This window comes from Aeromonas sp. QDB30 (assembly GCF_027707645.1).
GTDB lineage: Bacteria > Pseudomonadota > Gammaproteobacteria > Enterobacterales > Aeromonadaceae > Aeromonas > Aeromonas caviae.
Window position 1 is genome coordinate 1 of sequence record NZ_JAPCIY010000077.1, and the last position, 19981, is coordinate 19981.

18 protein-coding genes and 2 pseudogenes are annotated in these 19981 nt (G+C 53.5%); 19 read left to right on the forward strand and 1 reads right to left on the reverse strand.

All coding sequences use genetic code 11. The features are described 5' to 3' along the window. The first annotated feature begins 317 nt into the window (after positions 1–317). The 15 genes and pseudogenes from urtA (at position 318) to PG896_RS17750 (ending at position 13242) form a co-directional block, all read left to right on the forward strand. Positions 318–1586, forward strand: a complete 1269-nt coding sequence (gene urtA, locus PG896_RS17680) for an urea ABC transporter substrate-binding protein (protein WP_185702506.1) — start codon at positions 318–320, stop codon at positions 1584–1586. 99 nt (positions 1587–1685) lie between these two features. Then, positions 1686–2186, forward strand: coding sequence for a hypothetical protein (locus PG896_RS17685; RefSeq protein ID WP_270836010.1), 501 nt, complete (start codon positions 1686–1688; stop codon positions 2184–2186). 77 nt (positions 2187–2263) lie between these two features. Beyond that, entirely contained in the window at positions 2264–3592 is a 1329-nt protein-coding gene (urtB, locus tag PG896_RS17690; protein WP_270836011.1) for an urea ABC transporter permease subunit UrtB, read from the forward strand. A 4-nt stretch (positions 3593–3596) separates the two neighbouring features. Further along, positions 3597–4679 carry an urea ABC transporter permease subunit UrtC gene (gene urtC / locus PG896_RS17695; protein WP_270836012.1) on the forward strand — a complete coding sequence of 361 codons (1083 nt, stop codon included), beginning with the start codon at positions 3597–3599 and terminating at the stop codon, positions 4677–4679. Then, a complete protein-coding gene (gene urtD / locus PG896_RS17700; protein ID WP_109112775.1) occupies positions 4679–5518 on the forward strand; it encodes an urea ABC transporter ATP-binding protein UrtD in 840 nt (279 codons plus the stop codon). The genes urtC and urtD overlap by 1 nt, the downstream gene beginning before the upstream one ends. Then, the gene (gene urtE, locus PG896_RS17705; RefSeq protein WP_053288395.1) at positions 5512–6207 is read left to right on the forward strand and encodes an urea ABC transporter ATP-binding subunit UrtE; all 696 of its coding nucleotides are present in this window, start codon (positions 5512–5514) and stop codon (positions 6205–6207) included. The genes urtD and urtE overlap by 7 nt, the downstream gene beginning before the upstream one ends. Beyond that, entirely contained in the window at positions 6204–7046 is an 843-nt protein-coding gene (locus PG896_RS17710) for an urease accessory protein UreD (RefSeq protein WP_053288396.1), read from the forward strand. The genes urtE and PG896_RS17710 overlap by 4 nt, the downstream gene beginning before the upstream one ends. 23 nt (positions 7047–7069) lie before the next feature. Further along, positions 7070–7372, forward strand: coding sequence for an urease subunit gamma (locus PG896_RS17715; RefSeq protein ID WP_053288397.1), 303 nt, complete (start codon positions 7070–7072; stop codon positions 7370–7372). Between the two features lie 9 nt (positions 7373–7381). Next, positions 7382–7741 carry an urease subunit beta gene (locus PG896_RS17720; RefSeq protein ID WP_053288398.1) on the forward strand — a complete coding sequence of 120 codons (360 nt, stop codon included), beginning with the start codon at positions 7382–7384 and terminating at the stop codon, positions 7739–7741. Continuing rightward, positions 7738–9441, forward strand: coding sequence for an urease subunit alpha (gene ureC / locus PG896_RS17725; RefSeq protein WP_109422133.1), 1704 nt, complete (start codon positions 7738–7740; stop codon positions 9439–9441). Before PG896_RS17720 ends, ureC begins: the two co-directional genes overlap by 4 nt. A gap of 19 nt (positions 9442–9460) precedes the next feature. Continuing rightward, positions 9461–10030 carry an urease accessory protein UreE gene (gene ureE / locus PG896_RS17730; protein ID WP_109112776.1) on the forward strand — a complete coding sequence of 190 codons (570 nt, stop codon included), beginning with the start codon at positions 9461–9463 and terminating at the stop codon, positions 10028–10030. A 34-nt stretch (positions 10031–10064) separates the two neighbouring features. Next, positions 10065–10619, forward strand: a complete 555-nt coding sequence (locus PG896_RS17735) for a HupE/UreJ family protein (RefSeq protein WP_197970407.1) — start codon at positions 10065–10067, stop codon at positions 10617–10619. A 3-nt stretch (positions 10620–10622) separates the two neighbouring features. Continuing rightward, a complete protein-coding gene (locus PG896_RS17740; protein WP_109112777.1) occupies positions 10623–11318 on the forward strand; it encodes an urease accessory protein UreF in 696 nt (231 codons plus the stop codon). Between the two features lie 22 nt (positions 11319–11340). Continuing rightward, positions 11341–11964 (forward strand): urease accessory protein UreG, encoded by a 624-nt coding sequence (gene ureG, locus PG896_RS17745; protein ID WP_053288401.1) that lies wholly within the window; start codon positions 11341–11343, stop codon positions 11962–11964. Positions 11965–12075: 111 nt separating this feature from the next. Further along, a pseudogene (locus PG896_RS17750) lies at positions 12076–13242 on the forward strand (IS3-like element ISAeme20 family transposase). A 333-nt stretch (positions 13243–13575) separates the two neighbouring features. Here PG896_RS17750 and istB read toward each other — a convergent pair. Further along, positions 13576–13780: pseudogene (gene istB, locus PG896_RS17755) on the reverse strand (IS21-like element ISAs29 family helper ATPase IstB); the annotation flags it as partial. A gap of 251 nt (positions 13781–14031) precedes the next feature. On the opposite strand from istB, the gene PG896_RS17760 reads away from it, so the two are divergent. Genes PG896_RS17760 through PG896_RS17775 form a run of 4 tightly spaced genes read left to right on the forward strand, consistent with a single transcriptional unit; the run spans position 14032 to position 19521 of the window. Continuing rightward, on the forward strand, positions 14032–15288 hold the full coding sequence (locus PG896_RS17760) for a hypothetical protein (protein WP_103858836.1): 1257 nt from the start codon (positions 14032–14034) through the stop codon (positions 15286–15288). Further along, on the forward strand, positions 15285–15893 hold the full coding sequence (locus tag PG896_RS17765) for a condensin complex protein MksE (RefSeq protein ID WP_005330555.1): 609 nt from the start codon (positions 15285–15287) through the stop codon (positions 15891–15893). The genes PG896_RS17760 and PG896_RS17765 overlap by 4 nt, the downstream gene beginning before the upstream one ends. Then, positions 15890–18652 carry a hypothetical protein gene (locus PG896_RS17770; protein ID WP_270836013.1) on the forward strand — a complete coding sequence of 921 codons (2763 nt, stop codon included), beginning with the start codon at positions 15890–15892 and terminating at the stop codon, positions 18650–18652. Before PG896_RS17765 ends, PG896_RS17770 begins: the two co-directional genes overlap by 4 nt. Further along, complete coding sequence (locus tag PG896_RS17775; protein ID WP_021140990.1) at positions 18649–19521, forward strand: hypothetical protein; 873 nt, start codon at positions 18649–18651, stop codon at positions 19519–19521. Before PG896_RS17770 ends, PG896_RS17775 begins: the two co-directional genes overlap by 4 nt. Positions 19522–19981: the final 460 nt, after the last annotated feature.

Genomic DNA, 19981 nt, shown 5'->3' on the forward strand with positions numbered 1-19981 from the left:
GAAGGGTACCACCAATCAGCAGTTGGCCACCTCTCGCCATTCATCCATGAGTGTCGCACTTATTATCTGAATTCCCGTTTCACTCCTTGCGATCAAGTGAGGAAAGACATCCTCCCACATCAGTGTATCGAATTATCAGCCATTCACATATACGTCATTTGACGTAGTTCTCTGCACGATATGCGCATATTTAGCCCGCTGTTTTTTCTCAATACTGAACCTGCTTGTTCAAAGGGTGATTGTCTTGAAGCTTCAAATGAACAGATACCGAAGCAGGGTTTGTTCATAGCTGAAAACTAATTTAAGGAAGAATACGCATGAAAAGGAAACTACTCGCAAGTTCTATTCTGGCTGCGTCTTTATTTGGTAGTCACGCGTTTGCTGCAGATGACACCATCAAAGTGGGTATCTTGCACTCGCTGTCTGGCACCATGGCGATCAGTGAAACCACACTGAAAGACACCATGCTTATGCTGATTGATGAGCAGAACAAGAAAGGCGGATTGCTGGGCAAAAAACTGGAGCCTGTGGTGGTTGACCCTGCGTCAAACTGGCCGCTGTTCGCTGAAAAAGCGCGTGAGTTGGTTCAAAAAGACAAAGTCTCTGCCATTTTCGGCTGCTGGACTTCCGTTTCCCGTAAATCAGTGCTGCCAGTAGTGGAAGAGCTGAACAGCGTGCTGTTCTACCCTGTGCAGTATGAAGGGGAAGAGTCATCCAAAAACGTATTCTATACCGGTGCTGCACCAAACCAGCAGGCGATTCCAGCGGTTGATTACCTGATGGAACAGGGCGTAGAGCGTTGGGCTCTGCTGGGTACTGACTATGTCTATCCACGCACCACCAACAAAATTCTGGAAGCTTACCTGAAAGCCAAAGGCGTGAAAGCGTCTGACATCATGGTGAACTACACCCCGTTTGGTCACTCAGACTGGCAGTCAATCGTAGCTGATGTGAAGAAATTCGGTTCTGCGGGCAAGAAAACTGCGGTGGTTTCTACTATCAACGGCGATGCGAACGTGCCTTTCTATAAAGAGTTAGGCAACCAAGGCGTCTCTGCACAAGACATCCCAGTGGTGGCGTTCTCTGTTGGTGAAGAAGAGCTGTCAGGTATCGACACTAAACCGTTGGTTGGCCATCTGGCGGCATGGAATTACTTTGAAAGCGTAGACACCCCAGCAAACAAAGATTTCATCGAAAAATGGCACAAATTTACCGGTAAAAAAGAGCTTGTAACCAACGACCCAATGGAAGCGACTTACATCGGTTTCAACATGTGGGTGAAAGCGGTTGAAAAAGCGGGCACTACTGACCCGGCGAAAGTACAAGATGCCCTGATCGGTGTTTCTGTGCCTAACCTGACTGGTGGTTACGCAGCCATGATGCCAAACCATCACATCACGAAACCTGTGCTGATCGGTGAAATTCAGGACGACGGCCAGTTCGAAGTGGTTTCTGAAACCAAAGGTACTGTTGTTGGTGACGAATGGTCTGACTTCTTACCAGGCTCAAAAGACCTGATCTCCGATTGGCGTAAACCGCTCTCTTGCGGCAACTTCAACGTGAAAACAGGTAAATGCGGCGGTTAATTCCGTGACTGACAGGGCGGGAGATATTCCGCCCTGAATTTTTAACACCTTCGGAATTAAAGAGAGAAAGTTCATTTTCTCTGGGACAAGGAAAGCATGATGCGATTAATACAGGCAGGATGCAGTCGAATCATCGTGGTTGGTTTAACCCTGATGATGGGTCTCTGGAGTGTCATGGCGCAGGCGATGACCACCGATGAGGCATTAAAAGCACTGAGTGGTCGTGATTTTACCGCCAAGAAAGAGGCCATCACGACAATTGCTGCCAGCGGTGAACCTTATGCATCTGATCTTTTTATTGCGTTGGATAACGGTGAGCTGTTTTTCCGTAAAAGTGACGAACTGATGGTCATTCGTCAGGGCGAAATATTTGTTAATTTAACCGACAAACAAGCAGTTGCCGGTGACAGTTCTGATTTCAAACGGGTGGCGATGAACAATGCCTTGCGCCGCCAAATTGCTGAATTATCAGCTCAACTGGCCTTAATGCATATTCCGGTCGAAAATGAACACCTATTCCGGTTTAAAATGAACGCTGATTCCGGCTTGCGTGTACACCGTTTCCGGACACCTCAGAGCGCGAACTCTGATGTCAGATGAACCGTCATGCTCCAATGACCTGGACCCACAACTGCCGCGCTGCGCTTGGCTGCTGGCTTGTTCGGTGAGTCGAAAAGATGCCTCCCCTCAAAGCTCAGCTTCTGCTCGCAGAATACCTGGCCGCATACTTTCCGGAAATGGTGTTCACAGATTCCGGAATCACTGTTCAACTTCACCGGAATACGCACTTAAATGATCCGAATGCAGAGAAACGTTTGCAGGCAGTGAAATCGATGTTGGGGAAGGTAGCTGATTCCGATCGTGCTGCGCTGATTGCCCATCAACAAAAAGAGACCGATGCCAAGGTATTAGCCGCCTATGACATGGTGATCGCATTCAGCAAATTAGTCGATAGCGATGCTGTGGTACGCCTGAGCGCAGTCGATGCACTCAGTGAAGTGCATAACCCAGAAGTAGTAGGGCAGCTGAAATCCGTTGCTCAGAACGATACCGATGCCAAAGTGAAATCCGCCGCCGCAGCAGCGGTGAAAAAGCTCGAACGCAGTCAGTCATTTTACAGTGGCATTGAAACCCTCTATTTCGGTATCAGCCTCGGTTCCATTTTAGTGTTAGCAGGCATTGGTCTGGCGATCACCTTTGGTGTAATGGGCGTGATCAACATGGCGCATGGCGAGATGATGATGCTGGGTGCCTACACCACCTTCGTGATGCAAAAACTATTACCGAATGAACCGGGCATTGCGTTACTTCTCTCTATTCCTGCGGCATTTTGTGTCTCGGGCTTAGTCGGCATTGTCATTGAGCGCAGTGTGATCCGTTTCTTATATGGCCGCCCGCTCGAAACCCTGCTGGCAACCTTCGGGATCAGCCTGCTGTTACAACAAGCGGTGCGCTCAATTTTCTCCCCGCTGAACCAAAGTGTGGTTATGCCTTCGTGGATGAGTGGCACATGGGTGTGGAACGACTTCCTGTCGCTGACCCTGAACCGCATGTTCATCATTCTGTTTAGCCTGTTGGTTTTTGCTGGCCTGATGTGGTTGCTGAAACGCAGTCGTTTGGGGTTGGAAGTACGCGCGGTTTCGCAAAACCGCGCTATGGCTCGCAACATGGGTGTTCGCTCAGATTGGGTGAATGCCAGAACTTTCGGTCTGGGATCAGGCATCGCTGGTATTGCTGGTGTGGCGTTGTCTCAGCTGACCAACGTTGGCCCGAACTTAGGGCAGGGTTACATCATCGACTCCTTCATGGTGGTGGTGTTTGGCGGTGTCGGCAATTTATGGGGCACGTTGGTGGCGGGTCTGTCACTGGGTGTGGCGAATAAACTGTTGGAACCGTATGCCGGTGCTGTGCTGGCAAAAATCCTGATTCTGGTTGCGATCATTCTGTTTATTCAGAAACGCCCGCGCGGGCTGTTTCCGCAACGTGGCCGTGCGGTTGAGGGCTAAAAACATGCTATTTAATTCTGTATTCAAAGATAAAGCGGGCCTGAGTTTGCTCAGTGCCATTCTGGTTGGCTCGGTGCTGGTGGTGTTATCAAACCTGCTGTTGCCACATGGCAGCGCGCTGTATGTCGGTTCCAACACTGTGACGCTGTTAGGCAAGTATTTGTGTTACGCCCTGCTTGCCGTGGCGCTTGATTTGGTCTGGGGTTATCTCGGCATTTTAAGTCTCGGTCACGGCGCTTTTTTTGCGCTGGGTGGCTACGCGATGGGCATGTATCTGATGCGTCAGATCGGCACGCGCGGAGTGTATGGCGATCCGATTTTGCCAGATTTCATGGTGTTCCTGAACTGGCATGAACTGCCATGGTTCTGGTATGGCATGAACCATTTCTGGTTTGCCATGCTGATGGTGGTGCTGGTTCCGGGCTTGCTCGCGTTTGTGTTCGGCTGGCTGGCGTTTCGCTCGCGTGTGACCGGCGTTTATCTGTCGATCATGACGCAGGCAATGACCTACGCACTGCTGCTGGCGTTCTTCCGCAATGAAATGGGTTTTGGTGGTAATAACGGCTTAACCGACTTCAAAGACATCATCGGTTTTAGTCTGACCGACGATGCAACTCGTGCGGCGTTATTCCTCATTACGGCGGTTGTGCTCTGTCTGGCTTATCTGGTCTGCCGCGTGATTGTCGGTTCGAAACTGGGGCGTGTTGCAGTGGCGATCCGCGATGCAGAGATGCGCACCCGCTTTATGGGCTACCGGGTGGAATATTTCAAACTCGCGATCTTCGTGTTCTCCGCCATGTTGGCTGGCGTTGCTGGTGCGCTGTATGTGCCACAAGTCGGCATTATCAATCCGGGCGAGTTTTCTCCGCTGAACTCGATTGAACTGGTGATCTGGGTGGCCGTCGGTGGCCGGGCGACGCTTTATGGCGCGGTGGTCGGCGCAATTTTGGTCAACTACGCCAAGTCGGTGTTTACCGGCATTCTGCCTGATGAATGGCTCTACGCATTGGGTGCGCTGTTCGTGTTGGTCACGCTGTTCCTGCCAAAAGGTGTTACCGGTTTATTCAATCGCAAGGAGGCGGTGTGATGAACATGTTTGCACAAACCAAAACGATCTTAACACCGACCTACTTGCGCGAACGGATGGCACCACCAGCGCCAGTGAAACTCGATTTACGGCATGGTGTGATCCTCTATCTGGAAGATATCAACGTCAGTTTCGACGGTTTTAAAGCACTGAATAACCTCAACCTCTACATCAACAAAGGCGAACTGCGCTGCATTATCGGCCCGAACGGGGCAGGTAAAAGCACCATGATGGATGTTATTACCGGCAAAACACGCCCTGACACCGGCTCGGCGTGGTTTGGTCAGAACATCAACTTGTTGGAACTCGATGAACCGGCGATAGCTGAAGCAGGCATAGGTCGTAAATTCCAAAAACCAACCGTGTTTGAACCGCTTACGGTGGAAGAAAACCTTGAACTGGCCATGGCGGGGAATAAAGGCGTTTGGCAGACCTTTGTTAGCAAACTGTCTGGTGAAGATCGCGATCATCTTGAAGCAACGCTGCTGCTGATTGGTCTGGTTGCTGAGCGTCATCGCCAAGCGGGTGTGTTGTCGCACGGCCAAAAGCAGTGGCTGGAAATTGGCATGCTGCTGATGCAGCGCCCGGAATTGCTGCTTGTCGATGAACCGGTGGCAGGAATGACGCATCAGGAGATGGAACGCACCGCTGAACTGCTGAAACAGCTGGCGGGCAAACACTCCGTCGTGGTGGTGGAGCACGATATGGATTTCGTGCGCTCGATTGCCAATAAAGTCACGGTATTACATCAAGGCTCGGTGCTGGCGGAAGGCTCCATGAGTCAGGTGCAGGCTGATCCGAAAGTGATCGAGGTATATCTGGGGGAATCAGCATGCTGAAGTTATCCGGTATTAATCAATTTTACGGCCAATCGCACACGCTGTGGGATCTGGACATCGAGATCGCACAGGGTGAATGTCTCTGTTTGATGGGTCGTAACGGCGTGGGTAAAACCACGCTGTTGAATGTGTTGATGGGGCAATTGCCAGTTAAAAGCGGTCAGATTGAATTTGATGGTCAAGACATCAGCAAGTTTTCGGTCGAGCGGCGTGCGGAAATTGGCATCGGTTACGTACCGCAAGGTCGTCAGATTTTCCCACTGCTGACGGTCGAAGAAAATCTCAAGATCGGACTGCCTGCGCGTCGCGATAACAAGCGCCAGATCCCCGATCAGGTGTATGAACTGTTCCCTGTGTTGAAAGAGATGAAACAGCGTCGTGGTGGCGATTTATCCGGCGGTCAGCAGCAACAGCTCGCGATTGGTCGTGCGCTGGTGCTTGATCCGAAACTGCTGATTTTAGATGAACCCACCGAAGGTATTCAGCCGAACATCGTCAGTGAAATTGGCGACATCATCCGCAAACTCAACCGTGATATCGGCCTGACTGTGTTACTGGTCGAACAGAAACTGCCGTTTGCCCGCAAAGTCGGCGATCGCTTCTGCCTGCTCGATCGCGGTCGTCGTGTTGCTGACGGCCTGATGGCTGATCTCAACGAAGGGCTGATCAAGGAATATCTGACGGTATGACGATGCAACCGGCAGCGATAGCAACCATGCAAACCGGCTGGCAAGCGCATTTGTCGCTGGGGTTTTCTCGTCGCGGCAATCAGACCGTGCTGGCCGAACGACGCCAGTACGGCCCGCTGACCGTGCAACGACCATTCTACCCCGAAGGCATGCCTTGTCATCTCTACCTGCTGCATCCACCGGGTGGCGTGGTAGGTGGCGATGAGCTCGATGTGCAAATTAAGGTGGAACAGGAGGCGCATGCGCTGCTGACTACCCCTGGTGCCACCAAGTTTTATCGTAGCGCGGGGCCACAATCGAAGGTCACACAAACCTTCCAACTGGCGGAAGGTGCCGCTTTGGAGTGGCTACCGCAAGATAACATTCTGTTTCCCGGTGCCAATTTGCAACTGCAGAGCACCTTCCATCTGGAAAGTGATTCGCGATTGATCGCTTGGGAGTGCATCTCGCTTGGTCGGCCCGTCAATGAAGAGCGATTTTTGGAAGGGCAGTTACGCAGCCGTTGGCGCGTCTATCGTAACCAGCGGTTATGCCTGAATGAATCGTTGCGGGTGCTTGATGCCGCTGATCTCGAGCGCCGGGCAGGTTTAGCAGGCTATCCGCTGGTCGCGACCCTCATCGCATCGCCTTGTTCTGAAACAGAACGGGAACTGGTACGTGAATTACTGCAAGGCTACGCAGCACCGGCTGGCGTGACCTTACTCAATGACTTACTGATTGTGCGCTTGCTCGGCGCACACAACGAGCCGTTACAACAATTAATGCAGACGATTTGGCAAGCATTGCGCCCGACGGTGATTGGGTGCCCCGCATGTCGTCCGCGGATCTGGAATACCTGATTACGGTTTACAAGGAGAACAAGATGGATCTGACCCCTCGCGAAAAGGACAAGTTACTGCTGTTTACCGCCGCACTGGTGGCCGAGCGACGTAAAGCGCGTGGTTTAAAACTCAATCATCCGGAAGCGATTGCGCTGATCAGTGCTGCGATTTTGGAAGGGGCCCGTGATGGCCAGACGGTCGCCGAGTTGATGAATTACGGTCGCACCATTTTGACTCGCGATGAGGTGATGGATGGCATACCCGAAATGATCCCCGATGTGCAGGTCGAGGCGACATTCCCTGACGGCACCAAGCTGGTCACCGTTCATCAACCCATCATTTAAGGAGCGCCTATGATCCCCGGAGAAATTCAGGTTGCCGATGGTGAACTGCTACTCAACGAAGGCCGTGCGACGTTACAAGTGGCTGTTGCCAACACAGGCGATCGCCCGATCCAGATCGGCTCACATTACCACTTCTTTGAAACCAACCCTGCCTTGCAGTTTGACCGTGCTGCCACGCGCGGTTTTCGCCTTGATATTCCTGCTGGCACTGCGGTGCGTTTCGAACCGGGCCAGACCCGCACGGTCATGTTGGTGGCATACGCGGGGCGCCGCCATGTGTATGGTTTCCGTGGCGATGTGATGGGCCCGTTAGATGAAATTGCGCAAAGTGATCAGGGTGCACAGAACGAACAGGGAGTTCAGGCATGAGTATTATTTCCAGACAAGCCTATGCCGATATGTTCGGCCCAACCACGGGCGATCGGGTGCGGTTGGCTGACACCGAGTTATGGCTGGAGGTGGAAAAAGATTTCACCATTTATGGCGACGAAGTGAAATTCGGTGGTGGAAAAGTCATTCGCGATGGTCAGGGTCAGGGGCAGGCGCTGAGTCGTTATTGCCTTGACTTGGTGATCACCAACGCGCTGATCATCGACCATTGGGGCATCGTTAAAGCGGATATCGGGGTTAAAAATGGCCGTATTGCCGGCATCGGCAAAGCGGGTAACCCTGATGTGCAACCGGGCGTGACATTAGTGATTGGCCCGGGCACCGAAGTGATCGCGGGGGAAGGCTCTATTGTCACAGCGGGTGGCATCGACAGCCATATTCATTTCATCTGCCCGCAACAGATCGACGAAGCGCTCTGCTCTGGCGTGACCACCATGTTGGGTGGGGGCACAGGCCCGGCAACGGGCACCAATGCCACAACGTGTACGCCGGGTCCTTGGTATATGGCGCGCATGTTGGAAGCGGCAGAAAGCCTGCCGATGAACTTGGGTTTCCTTGGTAAAGGCAATGCCAGCTTACCCGATGCGCTGCATGAGCAGGTCGCCGCAGGCGCCATTGGCCTCAAACTGCATGAAGATTGGGGTTCCACACCGGCATCGATTGATAACTGCTTGAATGTGGCAGAAGAGACCGACACGCAAGTGGCTATTCACACCGATACACTGAACGAAAGCGGCTTTGTCGAAGACACACTGGCTGCGATTGGTGATCGTACCATTCACACCTATCACACCGAAGGTGCGGGCGGTGGTCATGCACCAGACATTATCAGGGCGTGCGGGCTGGCGAACGTGCTGCCGTCTTCCACAAACCCAACGCGCCCTTACACTGTGAATACGGTCGATGAGCATCTCGATATGCTGATGGTTTGTCACCATCTTGACCCTGCCATTCCTGAAGATGTCGCGTTTGCGGAATCACGCATTCGCCGTGAAACCATTGCAGCGGAAGATATTCTGCATGACCTCGGTGCATTCTCGATGATTTCATCCGATTCACAAGCAATGGGACGTGTCGGTGAGGTGATCACGCGCACATGGCAGACTGCGCACAAAATGAAAGTGCAACGCGGCAGCCTCGGTAGCGACCCAGCACGACATGACAATACGCGTATCAAGCGCTATATCGCCAAATACACCATTAACCCAGCCTTAGCGCACGGCATCAGCCATGAAGTCGGTTCGATTGAACCGGGCAAATTAGCCGATTTGGTGTTGTGGCGTCCGGCTTTCTTTGGTGTGAAACCTTCCATGATTTTGAAGGGAGGCATGATTGCCGCAGCACCGATGGGTGATGCCAATGCGTCTATTCCAACGCCACAACCGGTACATTTCCGCCCGATGTTTGGTGCGCTCGGTCGTGCGATGCATTCGACCCGCATGACGTTCCTGTCTGGCTTGGCTATTCGCTCTGGTTTGCCTGCGCAACTGGGATTAAACAGTCTGATTGGGGAAGTGAAGAACTGCCGCTCAGTGAAGAAAGCACACATGATCCACAACGACTGGCAGCCGCTGATTGAAGTCGACAGCCAGACCTATCAGGTGCGCGCCAATGGCGAATTACTGACGTGCGAACCGGCTGCGGTGTTGCCAATGGCACAGCGCTACTTTTTATTCTAGGCGAACTTGGGAACACAAAATGATTCGACTCACACAACGATTAACGACAGAAGAAGCAGCAGGAAAAGCGCTACTCACAACGCTGACACTGCCGATCGATCTGCGTATCAAAAGCCGCCTGAAAGTCACTTTAGATAATGGCGATGCAGCCGGTCTATTCCTGACTCGTGGTCAGCTATTACGTGGCGGCGAGTGTTTGACTGACGATGCTGGCGCGGTTGTCGTGATGGTAAAAGCCGCCGAAGAGCAGGTTTCCACGGTGCGCTGCAATGACCCGTTACTACTGAGTCGGATCTGCTATCACCTCGGTAATCGCCATGTACCGCTGCAAATCGAGGCCGGTTTTGCCCGTTATCAGCACGATTATGTGCTCGATGAGATGGTGGTTGGTTTAGGTGGCTCGGTTGCGGTTGAGCTTGCGCCATTTGAACCAGAGGCTGGCGCTTACCAATCGCAAGCGGGCGCAGGGCATCACCATCATCATAATGATCACGAACATGGTCACAACCATGATCATCTGCATGCTCACTCTCATGCAGCCAGTGCAGCGATCGTCGTGCCGATGCATGGTTTTTTGAAAACATCATAAGCAACTAATTAATAAGTAAAAAAAGGAATTTAATATGAACAAATCACGTATGACCACCGCAATCGCTCTGATGTTACTGGCTACACCTGCCTTTGCTCACCCTGGGCACATGGAGCACGGTTTTTCATCGGGGGTGTTGCATCCACTGACTGGCCTTGACCATTTGATGATGTTACTGAGCAGCGGCTTTCTGGCGGCATTAACGGGGCGTCGTTTATCGCTGCCATTATTGACCCTGCTGGCCATGGTGGTTGGTACTGGTGCGGGTGTGCTGCTGGGCGGCAATAATCTGGTGGAACCGCTGGTGCTGGCCTCGCTCTGGTTTGCGGGTGCCTTGGTGTTTGCGCCCAATCGTTTGTCAATAATGAGCTGGATGATACCTTGTTTTGCGCTGTTTCATGGTTGGGCGCATGGTGTTGAAGCGCCTGTCGGGCAAGTCGCGTTGTTCACTGCGGGGGCTGTGGTTTCATCGCTGGTGTTGCTGGCGGTGGGTTATGCGGTTGGCAGCAAAGCGAACCACATAGCATGGTTGAAAAAAGGCTGGGCAGCAGTGGTGTTTGCCTCGGCGTCAGCACTGTTGGCGGGTTAATTCATGATTTTTTCAGCGATCAATCAAACCTCGCCAGTCAGTTGGTTACAACTATTCCAATTGATGAGCCCTAATCTGCCAGTGGGTGGGTTTACCTATTCGCAAGGGCTGGAATGGGCGGTTGAAACGGGTTGGGTTAAAAACGCCGCTGAATTTGAACAATGGCTGACTGATCAAATGGACGAAGGGCTGGTCTATCTCGACTGGCCGCTTCTCAACCGCCTTTACGTTGCTGCCCGGCAAGACAATCTGACTGCTTTTGTAGACGCTATCGATTTGCTGGTAGCGAGCCGCGAAAGCGAAGAGTTTCGGTTGGAAGAGGGGCAGCGCGGTGATGCGTTTTACCGTGTGATCAAAGATTGGGGCATTTCAGGCAGTGCTGATATGGCCGTTCATCTGAAACGCTCACAGCTGGCCGGCATGGTGTGGTTTGGTGCAAAAAACAACCTGAGTGTCGAGCAACTAGCGTTGGGCTGGGGATTCGCGTTGCTGGAAGGTGCCGTCATGGCCGCCATTAAATTAGTGCCCATTGGTCAGCAAGCGGGTCAGACATTGCTTCGAAAATTATCCGCGCAACTGCCTGAAAAATACCAACGGGCTTGCACTGTGCAAGACGATGAGATCGGAGGCAGTTTAACCTGCCTCGCCATCGCCAGTGCATGCCACGAAATACAATACACGCGGTTATTCCGCTCATAATCAGATTGGAAAGGACACTCTTATGACTCAAACATCATCCCCATTACGAGTTGGCGTTGGCGGCCCTGTTGGTTCCGGCAAGACTGCGCTGTTAGAAGTATTATGTAAAAAGATGCGTGATCACTTTGAGATCGCCGTCGTCACTAACGATATCTACACCAAAGAAGATCAGCGAATTTTAACCGAAGCAGGCGCGTTACCTGCCGAGCGTATTGTCGGGGTGGAAACCGGTGGTTGCCCGCACACGGCGATCCGTGAAGATGCATCGATGAATCTGGCCGCTGTTGAAGCGCTCAGTGAGAAATTCGGCAATCTGGATGTCGTTTTCGTTGAGAGCGGTGGCGACAACCTGAGTGCCACCTTCAGCCCAGAACTTGCCGATATGACCATCTATGTGATTGATGTGGCGGAAGGCGAGAAAATTCCACGCAAAGGCGGGCCGGGCATTACCAAATCTGATTTATTAGTGATCAATAAAATCGATTTGGCCCCGTATGTTGGTGCGCGTTTAGATGTAATGGAATCAGACACCAACCGTATGCGCCCACAAAAACCGTGGACATTCGCCAATCTGAAAACCGGTCAGGGAGTGGATACCATCATCGATTTCATCGTGACACATGGCATGTTAACGCCAAAAGCATAAGTGCGACGAAGGCCCTGAAATTGTCTAAACGATTCAGGGCATTACGCGATGAGGTATCCTGATTTTCACAGACAGTCCCGATTGTTACGATGAGACAATCGGGGGTATTGAATGAAATCGAGAGAACACTATTCACCAGAGTTTCGGGCAGAGGCGGTTCGACTGGTGTTGGAGCAAGGCCTTGGCCAAGCTGAAGCCGCCAGAAGGTTGGGTATTGCCAAAGGCACACTGAGCAACTGGGTGGTCGCAGCCAAAGGAGGAAAGGATACATCGGCCATTCCCGGAGCGCGTTCTGTCGCCGAGCTGGAGGCTGAAGTGGCCCGGCTACGCAAAGCTCTCGCACAAGCCAACATGGAGCGCGACATCATAAAAAAGGCCGCCGCGTACTTTGCTCAGGAGTCACTGCCAAGTACGCGTGGATAGCCAACCAACAGGACATCTATCCCATTTCCGTTATCTGTCGTGTGCTGGAGGTCTCTCGTGCGGGCTTCTACCACTGGCGCCAGCGTCAACCGTCACAGCGCCAACAAGAAGATGAACGACTCAAGGTCGCCATTCGGGCTGCTCACAGCAAGACGCGCCAGACCTATGGCGCATCGCGTTTACAAGCTGAGTTGGCCGCCGAAGGATTTTACGCTGGGCGGGACCGGATTGGGCGATTGCGCCGTGAAATGGGGTTGTCTTGCAAACAAAAGCGCAAATTCAAGGCGACAACCCATTCTGCTCATTCCCTGCCCGTGGCGGAGAATCTCCTTGGTCAGGTCTTTGCGCCGACGAAGCCCAACGAAGTCTGGACCGGTGATCACCTATATTGCCACCGACGAAGGCTGACTTTATCTGGCTGGTCTCAAGGATGTGTTTACCTGTGAGATAGTGGGTTATGCGATGGGAGAGCGAATGACCACCGGGTTGGTCAGTCAGGCGCTGTTTCGGGCTGTGCAGCAGAAGAGGCCACCCGTTGGGCTTATTCATCACACAGACCGGGGCAGTCAGTACTGTGCCAAGGCTTACCGGGCTCTCCAGGTACAATTTGGCATGCAGACCTCCATGTCACGCAAGGGGAACTGCTTCGACAATGCCCCGATAGAAAGCTTCTGGGGGTCTCTTAAAAATGAACTGGTTCACCACCATAGATTCGAGACGAGAGCGGAGGCCAAGGCAGCGATTCAGGAATACATAGAGATTTTTTACAACCGCCAGCGTCGGCATTCACGACTTGGCAATGTCAGCCCGGCGGAGTTTAACAAGAGGTATTGGAGAACTGCTCAGGCTGCTTGATCCGGGACTGTCCGATCTTGTCAGGACACCTCAACCTGAACACTTTGCCCCTCCTTTCCGGAAACAGTGTTCAACATCCCGGAATCACTGTTCACACTCACCGGAATCATCCTTAACGCATTGATGTCACCGCCGATGTAAAAATGACCCACTAACGCCGGAGTAAAGTTGACCCACCTGGGCCAAGATCGTGGCTTTTGAGCCACGCCCATGTTGACCCAGGAGTTATCAGTGGAAATCAGAGTGTTGGCCCTGCGTATTCCGGTGAAGTTGAACAGTGATTCCGGCCAACGTGAACACCCTGATCCTTAACGCGCTCATGTCATCTCGTTTCTAACTCGACTGTTCAGATTGGGTCAACTCACTTCTCCTCTTTCTCATCGATTCTCCCTTCAGTGACAGCCGGTGAGCGTTGTGCATCAGCCGGTCCAGGATCGCATCTGCCAGGGGTGTTGTCCCCCAAGCTCGCGTACCACTCTTCCGTTGGTAGTTGACTGACCACTACCGTCGAGTATTTTCCATACCGATCATCCATGATCTGCCTGCTGGAGGCGTGATCCAAGCCAACATCCTGGCGGTAGTCCGGCCCACACTCAGCGTTTGAGCATTTGCAGCAATGGCGGTAAGGGAGACCGGAGTCGTCAGATATCTGCTTGAAAAAACGACATGTAGAAGTATCCAGTATTGTTGCCAGCTGGGTTGCTTTCTATGCTCTTGTGGTCAAATGACGCCAGCCGTCCATCGTATGATTCTTTGGACTGGGGCCAAGGGAGCGAACAAGGATACCGAATGGCAAATCCCAAAAGTCTGATATTCCAACTGCATAAACATTGGGACGTCATCGAAGCATTGGTTCGGGCTTCGCGGGAATGGCCTGCTTTCGATGAGGCGATGGTGCTGAGGCTAATTGGCAAGTCCAGCCGGGGCAGTGACAGCGAGCCTGAGTGTGGAGAAATCTTGCGCAGCCTATGTAGCAGCGATGTCCTGCAGTGGCTTGAGCGAACCGATACCCTGCAGGTCAACCCCTTGGTGCAAGAGTTTGCGCGGGGGCTGTTACGTGAGCATGAGTTAGGGCTTTCTGCCGTGCTCAAGGCGCGTATCGAGGCCATCAAACAAGCGACAGCACAAATACTGGAAGGTTCTGAACCACTCAATCCCGATTATTTGCGTCAGGGCTCAGCCAAGATGTCAGACCTGTTGCGGCAGATCAGTTTGCAATTGGATCAGGATCGCCATGCCATATTGGAGCTGGCCGAACAGGCTAAATCCGCGGATGCAGCCATGCCAATAGCGCAACGTTATCGCTCAGTGCTTGAAGCCTATGACCAGTATGTGGAGCCCATGAACGAGATGATGGACTCCGGGCTTGCGGGCAACTTCTATCCCTTTCTGGAGCAGGCGGAGAGGGCTCTGGATCGGGCTGTAGAGGCCATCACCATACAAGGTGGGCTTTATACCCACCAGTTACAGTTGCGTCAGGTTTCTTATCAAGCCAAGGAGTTGCAGCGGTTGGGAAGATTGGTAGCCCAGCAATGTGCCGCCACCTTGCTGCCGCTGCGTGAAGAGCTGCGCGAGCATAATGGCCTGTCTGCCGCCATCAGCCAGTTGTTGGGGCGTGTGCGCAAACGTGGCCTCACGCGAGCTCTGCCGTTGCGCAATACGAAGGGGGCCTTGCCTGTCTGGCGGCAGGAGCGACCGCGACGCGTTAGTGTAGGCTTCGAGGTCAAGGATTTTATGGCCAGCGCCCTGGCGTACATACCGGAACTCATCCGTTTCCCGACGGAGGTCCCCTTCGACGCCTCACTGGTTGAGCCCATTGATGACGAGACCCTCAAACAACACCTGCAAGAGAGCCTGCCAGTGGAGAACCTGATGCTCTGGTTGCTACAGCATTATGGCGAGCAGCCGGATGCCACCTTGTTGCGACTCTACCACGAACTGGTGCGTGAGCCTCTTTGGCTGGCGAGCCTTCACCCAGATAGCACCACAACGGATTTGCAAGAGGTGCTGGTCAGTTATCACCCCAACAGGATCCAGAGATCATGATTACCTCTATTTCGCATCTGGAGTCGCTCGGTGCCCTGAGTGAGCTGTTTCGCCTGTTCAACAGCGGCAAGCACCTCAACCGGGTGGCGGAGCCTGCCCTGTGGGCCGAGCTGGAGCGGTGTCAGGAAAGCTATCAGGCTATTTTTGCCGCCCTGGGGTTTGAGCTTAAAGTCGAGCCACGTGGCTATGCCTGGTTTCATATCGAGGAGTCCGGCAGCCAAGCCAGCAAGACTAGCAAGCGCCTGGCGTTGTTATGGATGTGCTTGTTTGATACCCAGGCTGATGAGGGCAGACCCTTGTCCCGCTTTACGGAGTGGCGGGTAGACAAGGCCTTGCTGGCCAAGGCTCACGAGCATCATCAGGAGATCCTTGAGGCCGAGGGGTTGGAGCTGGATGGCTTCATCGCGTTGCTGGACAGCGCGGTCAAGCTCGGATTTGCGTTGTCACTTAACGGTTATTGGCAGTTATTGCCGGCGGTCTATCGCTATCTGGAACACTTCGAATCGTTGAGCGCATCTGGCCAAGACGATTCATTCGATGAGCCGCAGGGTGGCGAGGAAGATGAGTCGGCAGAGGTGGGTTTGGATGAGGAGGAGGAAGCATGATCCAGTACGGGTTTGAGCGTCTGGTATTGTTGGGCAGTGCCGGGTATCAGAGAGCCGAGTTGCCGCTGGATGCTGCCGTCTCACTCATCGCCCCCAATAACACAGGTAAAACCAGCCTCATCAACGCGCTGCAGTTTTTATTGATCATCGACCAGCGACGCATGGACTTTGGCGCCCACGATCTGGAGAAGTCCAAACGATTCTACTTCCCCAACAACAGCGCCTACATACTGCTGGAAGCCTGTCTGCCAGAAACGGGGACCGTGGTGCTGGGATGTGTCGGCAAGGGGGTTAGCCATGACTATCAGTACTTTGCCTACAAGGGAGCGTTGGATCTGGATGATTATCGGTTGGACGGCGGCGCTCTGGTGGCGGAGCCCCAACTGGTAAACCACCTGGCCACGCGCCAGCGGCTGGTGTTTGTCTACAAGAGTCCCAATGATTTTCGCGATGCCCTGTATGGTGGTCGTCGCAAGCGGGCCGCCAGCGAGCCCGATTTCACCCTCTTTCATCTGGAGCATCAATCGGATGCTGCTGCCTATCGACAGGTCCTCACTCGTACCTTACGGCTGGATAGGCTCACCTCGGCCGATGTCAAAAATTATCTGTTGGAAATCTTCAAACGGGACTTGTCGGATGCGGCCATCGACTTTCGGCAAGAGTGGGAAAAGGCATTTAGCGAGGTCAATAGTGAACGGGCTCAGTATCAGGCGGCGGTCAATCAGTCTGCACGGATCCTGAGCTTGGCCAAACAAGTGCAAGAGCGTTTGACGCTCAGAGGCAAGCTCATCGTCTGGTGCCCACAGATAGAAGAAGACCTCAAGCAGTGGCACTCCTACTATGAGTCCACAGCAGAGGAATTGGCAGCCAAGGTGTTGCAATGCGAGACGGCACAAAAGCAATCGGGGAGCCGTATTCAGGAGCTGAGTGTCGAACGGCTCGTAAAACAGCAGTCCCATACTCAGCTGCTGGCGCTCAATCAGCAGCAAGCGGAGCTGGAGCGTCGGTTTACCCTGCTTTCGGGACGTGAGCAACTTGAAACACAGCTGGCGGCGGTCAAGGAGAATTTGGAGGCTCAGATCACCCTGCTGGGGCAGGTCAAGAGCCGCAGCGTAGAGGACATAAGGCGAGATTTACGTAGGCAACAGCAGTTGTCGATGAGCCTGCATCGGCAGCAGGAGACCTTGACCGACAATCTCTATCGACACATGGCTGATCATCTGAGTGAAGAGGAGTTACTGCGACTAAACCGGGTGCTCCAGGCCGGAGTGATGCAGCTAGGACCGGCAGATTTCGAACTGGATATGCCCCGGTTGAAACAACAGTTGTCACAGACGCCGGGCGAGACGCTGATGCTGGCTGGCCTGCGCATCAACCTTCATCGGTTGCATCCCCAGTTTCAGCAACTCAGTGAAGCCGAGCTGAAGGAGCAGATCAGGGATACCGACAGGCATATCGCCAGTTTGGAGGTGCAGCAGCAAACAGCCGAGCAGCGCCACCAGGCCGAGGCACACAAGCAACGATTAGAGCAGGAGCAGCAACAACTGCGGCAGGAGCTGGCCGACTTCGACACCTGGCAGCATCTATTGGCCCAGAGTGACCAGCGAGCAGAGCAATTGATAGCCCATGAACAAGAGCTGGATAGGCTACAGGCCGAGCTGGCAGCGATTAACCAGCAGCAATTGAGCTTGGTTGATCAACTCAATGCTTTGCGACAAGCGCAGATGCGACTGGATGATGAGCATAACGGCATCGTCACCATGCGTAACCAGCGCGAGGATCAGGGGTCAGAATTCGGTTATCTGGAATCTCTTTCCTACCATCCCTGGCTCGGGGGAGCCACCAGAACGCTGGATACCCTATATACCCGTTTGCAAGAATTCCAGACCGATAGTCGTCAATTGTTGGCGTTGAACAGCGCGTTGCAGCGCGGTTTGCAGGATTTGCACGCTGGCGGACTCACCAAGTATGAACACTGCCCGACTCAGGACGAGGAGTGGAGTCGGATCCTCGATTTCCATCAGATGTTGCCAAAAGAAGCCGAGGCATTGGAGAAGAAGGCCCGCAGTGCCGTGATCAATGTCACCGCCAGCCTGAAACAGCTCAGACAGGGGCTGAATGCTTTTAAGGCGCAGATGCGGGGCTTTAACCGGCTGGTGAGTCAGCGTCAACTGTCCGACCTCAGGGTTTTCAAAATCGAGCCCAGGGATGAAGCACACCTGGTGGAAGCCATCGAAATTTTGCTCGATAAGTCCGCTCAGGTGGAGACGGGGGAGAGCTTCGATCTGTTTAATCAGCAAAGCGTGCTGGATGATGTGCGATTGGATCGCGCCAAACAGACCTTGTTTGATGAGGGCAATGCCCGGCAAGGGCTCCGTGTCGCCGATCTGTTTCGCCTGGAGTTTGTGATAGGTAAGCAGGATCAGCAGGAGGAGTCCTTCACCGAGATAGACAGTGCTGCCTCCAACGGCACCGTATTGATGGCCAAGCTGGTGACCGGGCTGGCCATGCTCCACCTGATGCATCACAAGAACAAGCGCATCCGCACCATCTGTTATCTGGATGAGGCGCTGGCGCTGGATACCCGCAACCAGAAAAATCTGATCGATGTGGCGGCAGAATTCGGTTTTGCCCTGATCTGCGCCTCGCCAGCTCCGTTGACCACGGCACGCTATTGCGTACCTATCCATCACCATGCCGGCAAGAACCATATCAATCGGCAGAGCTGGCTGGTGCTTGCTCCCAAGGAGCGACCATGAGCCGTAGTTTGATCGCCGCCTTGCGCAAATTGCGCCAAGCCCCTGGAGGAGGGCTTGCCAGCTCTCAATTGAGCGAGGGGCAGCGACGTGAGCTGAGCAGCTTTGCCCGCGCTACCGGCAGCATACAGATGCGGCCCGAGGGCAGGGGAGTCGTATTTGAGATAAGGCTGCCCGCCGTGGTGGAACACCAGTGGCGACAACTGGTGCCGATAGAGCAAGCCGAATTGGTCGATGGTCTGCCACGCCGAGCGCGTAACATCGCCGCAACTCGCCGTAGCAAGGGGGCAGATCATGGGCATGAGTTCAGCTATCTGCTGTTAAAGGCCGGTCCCGGTCAGGTGGCGTGGCGAGACGATAAAGACAACCGGCTGGACTTGCGACTGAGCACCGATCAACTGGGCGTCGCCGCTCTGACTGTGCACGCCGACAGCACCTGGTATACCGAACATCCGCTATGGCTTGTGGAAAATCAAGCGCTGTTTGACCAGCTGGACTGGCTCCCCTGCGCCCAGCCCGCCAGTGTTGCTTATTACAGTGGCCAATTGCCCAACACATTGTTGGATTGGCTCGCCTTGCGCCAGCGGGCGCCTGCGATCCACTTCTTTCCCGACTACGACGGAGTGGGTCTGCTCAACTTTGCCCGGCTTCGCAGCCGTCTTGGCCACAGCGTGGCCCTGTGGTTGATGCCCGAGTGGCCATCTCGTCTCGAGCGTTTCGGTTGTACCACGCTTTGGCAGGATACCCAGCGCGAATTCAACGCCATGCTGGCACACCCTGCGACAGCCGATTTCGACGTGGAAGTGAAGCAATTGATCCGGTCAATGCAAGCCAGCGGGATGGCGCTGGAGCAGGAAGCCGTGTGGTTGTGAGGAACTGCCCTGTCCGTCTCGCCTGCCTCTTATCTGTCTATTAGTTTGAAAATATCTGCTTGAAAATACGACATGTGCAAAACCCCAGTATCGAAGCGGCTTTGCTCGAACGATATAGTCATCTGGGTTTTAACTGATGACTTGACAGATAAAGGATGAAGGCGGCGACACGGCATGATTGGCAAGGGTTACAACCATTGCATCGAGATGCGCTCACCCTTCCGCTGAGCCTGCGCTTTCGCGATGAGCAGATGGCCAACATCCGACAGGGATTTATGTACTATGCCTCATAATCTGTTCACCTTGGCGATTACGCACTACCTGATAGGGCTCGCTCCGCTCTTTGCTGAAACATGCATACACACATAAAATATTAGACACGACTCATATACAGGACCTTAAGAAAACACTTCATTTGAAATTCCTTCTAAGGTCCTGTTCTGTATCGATTTTCGCTGCT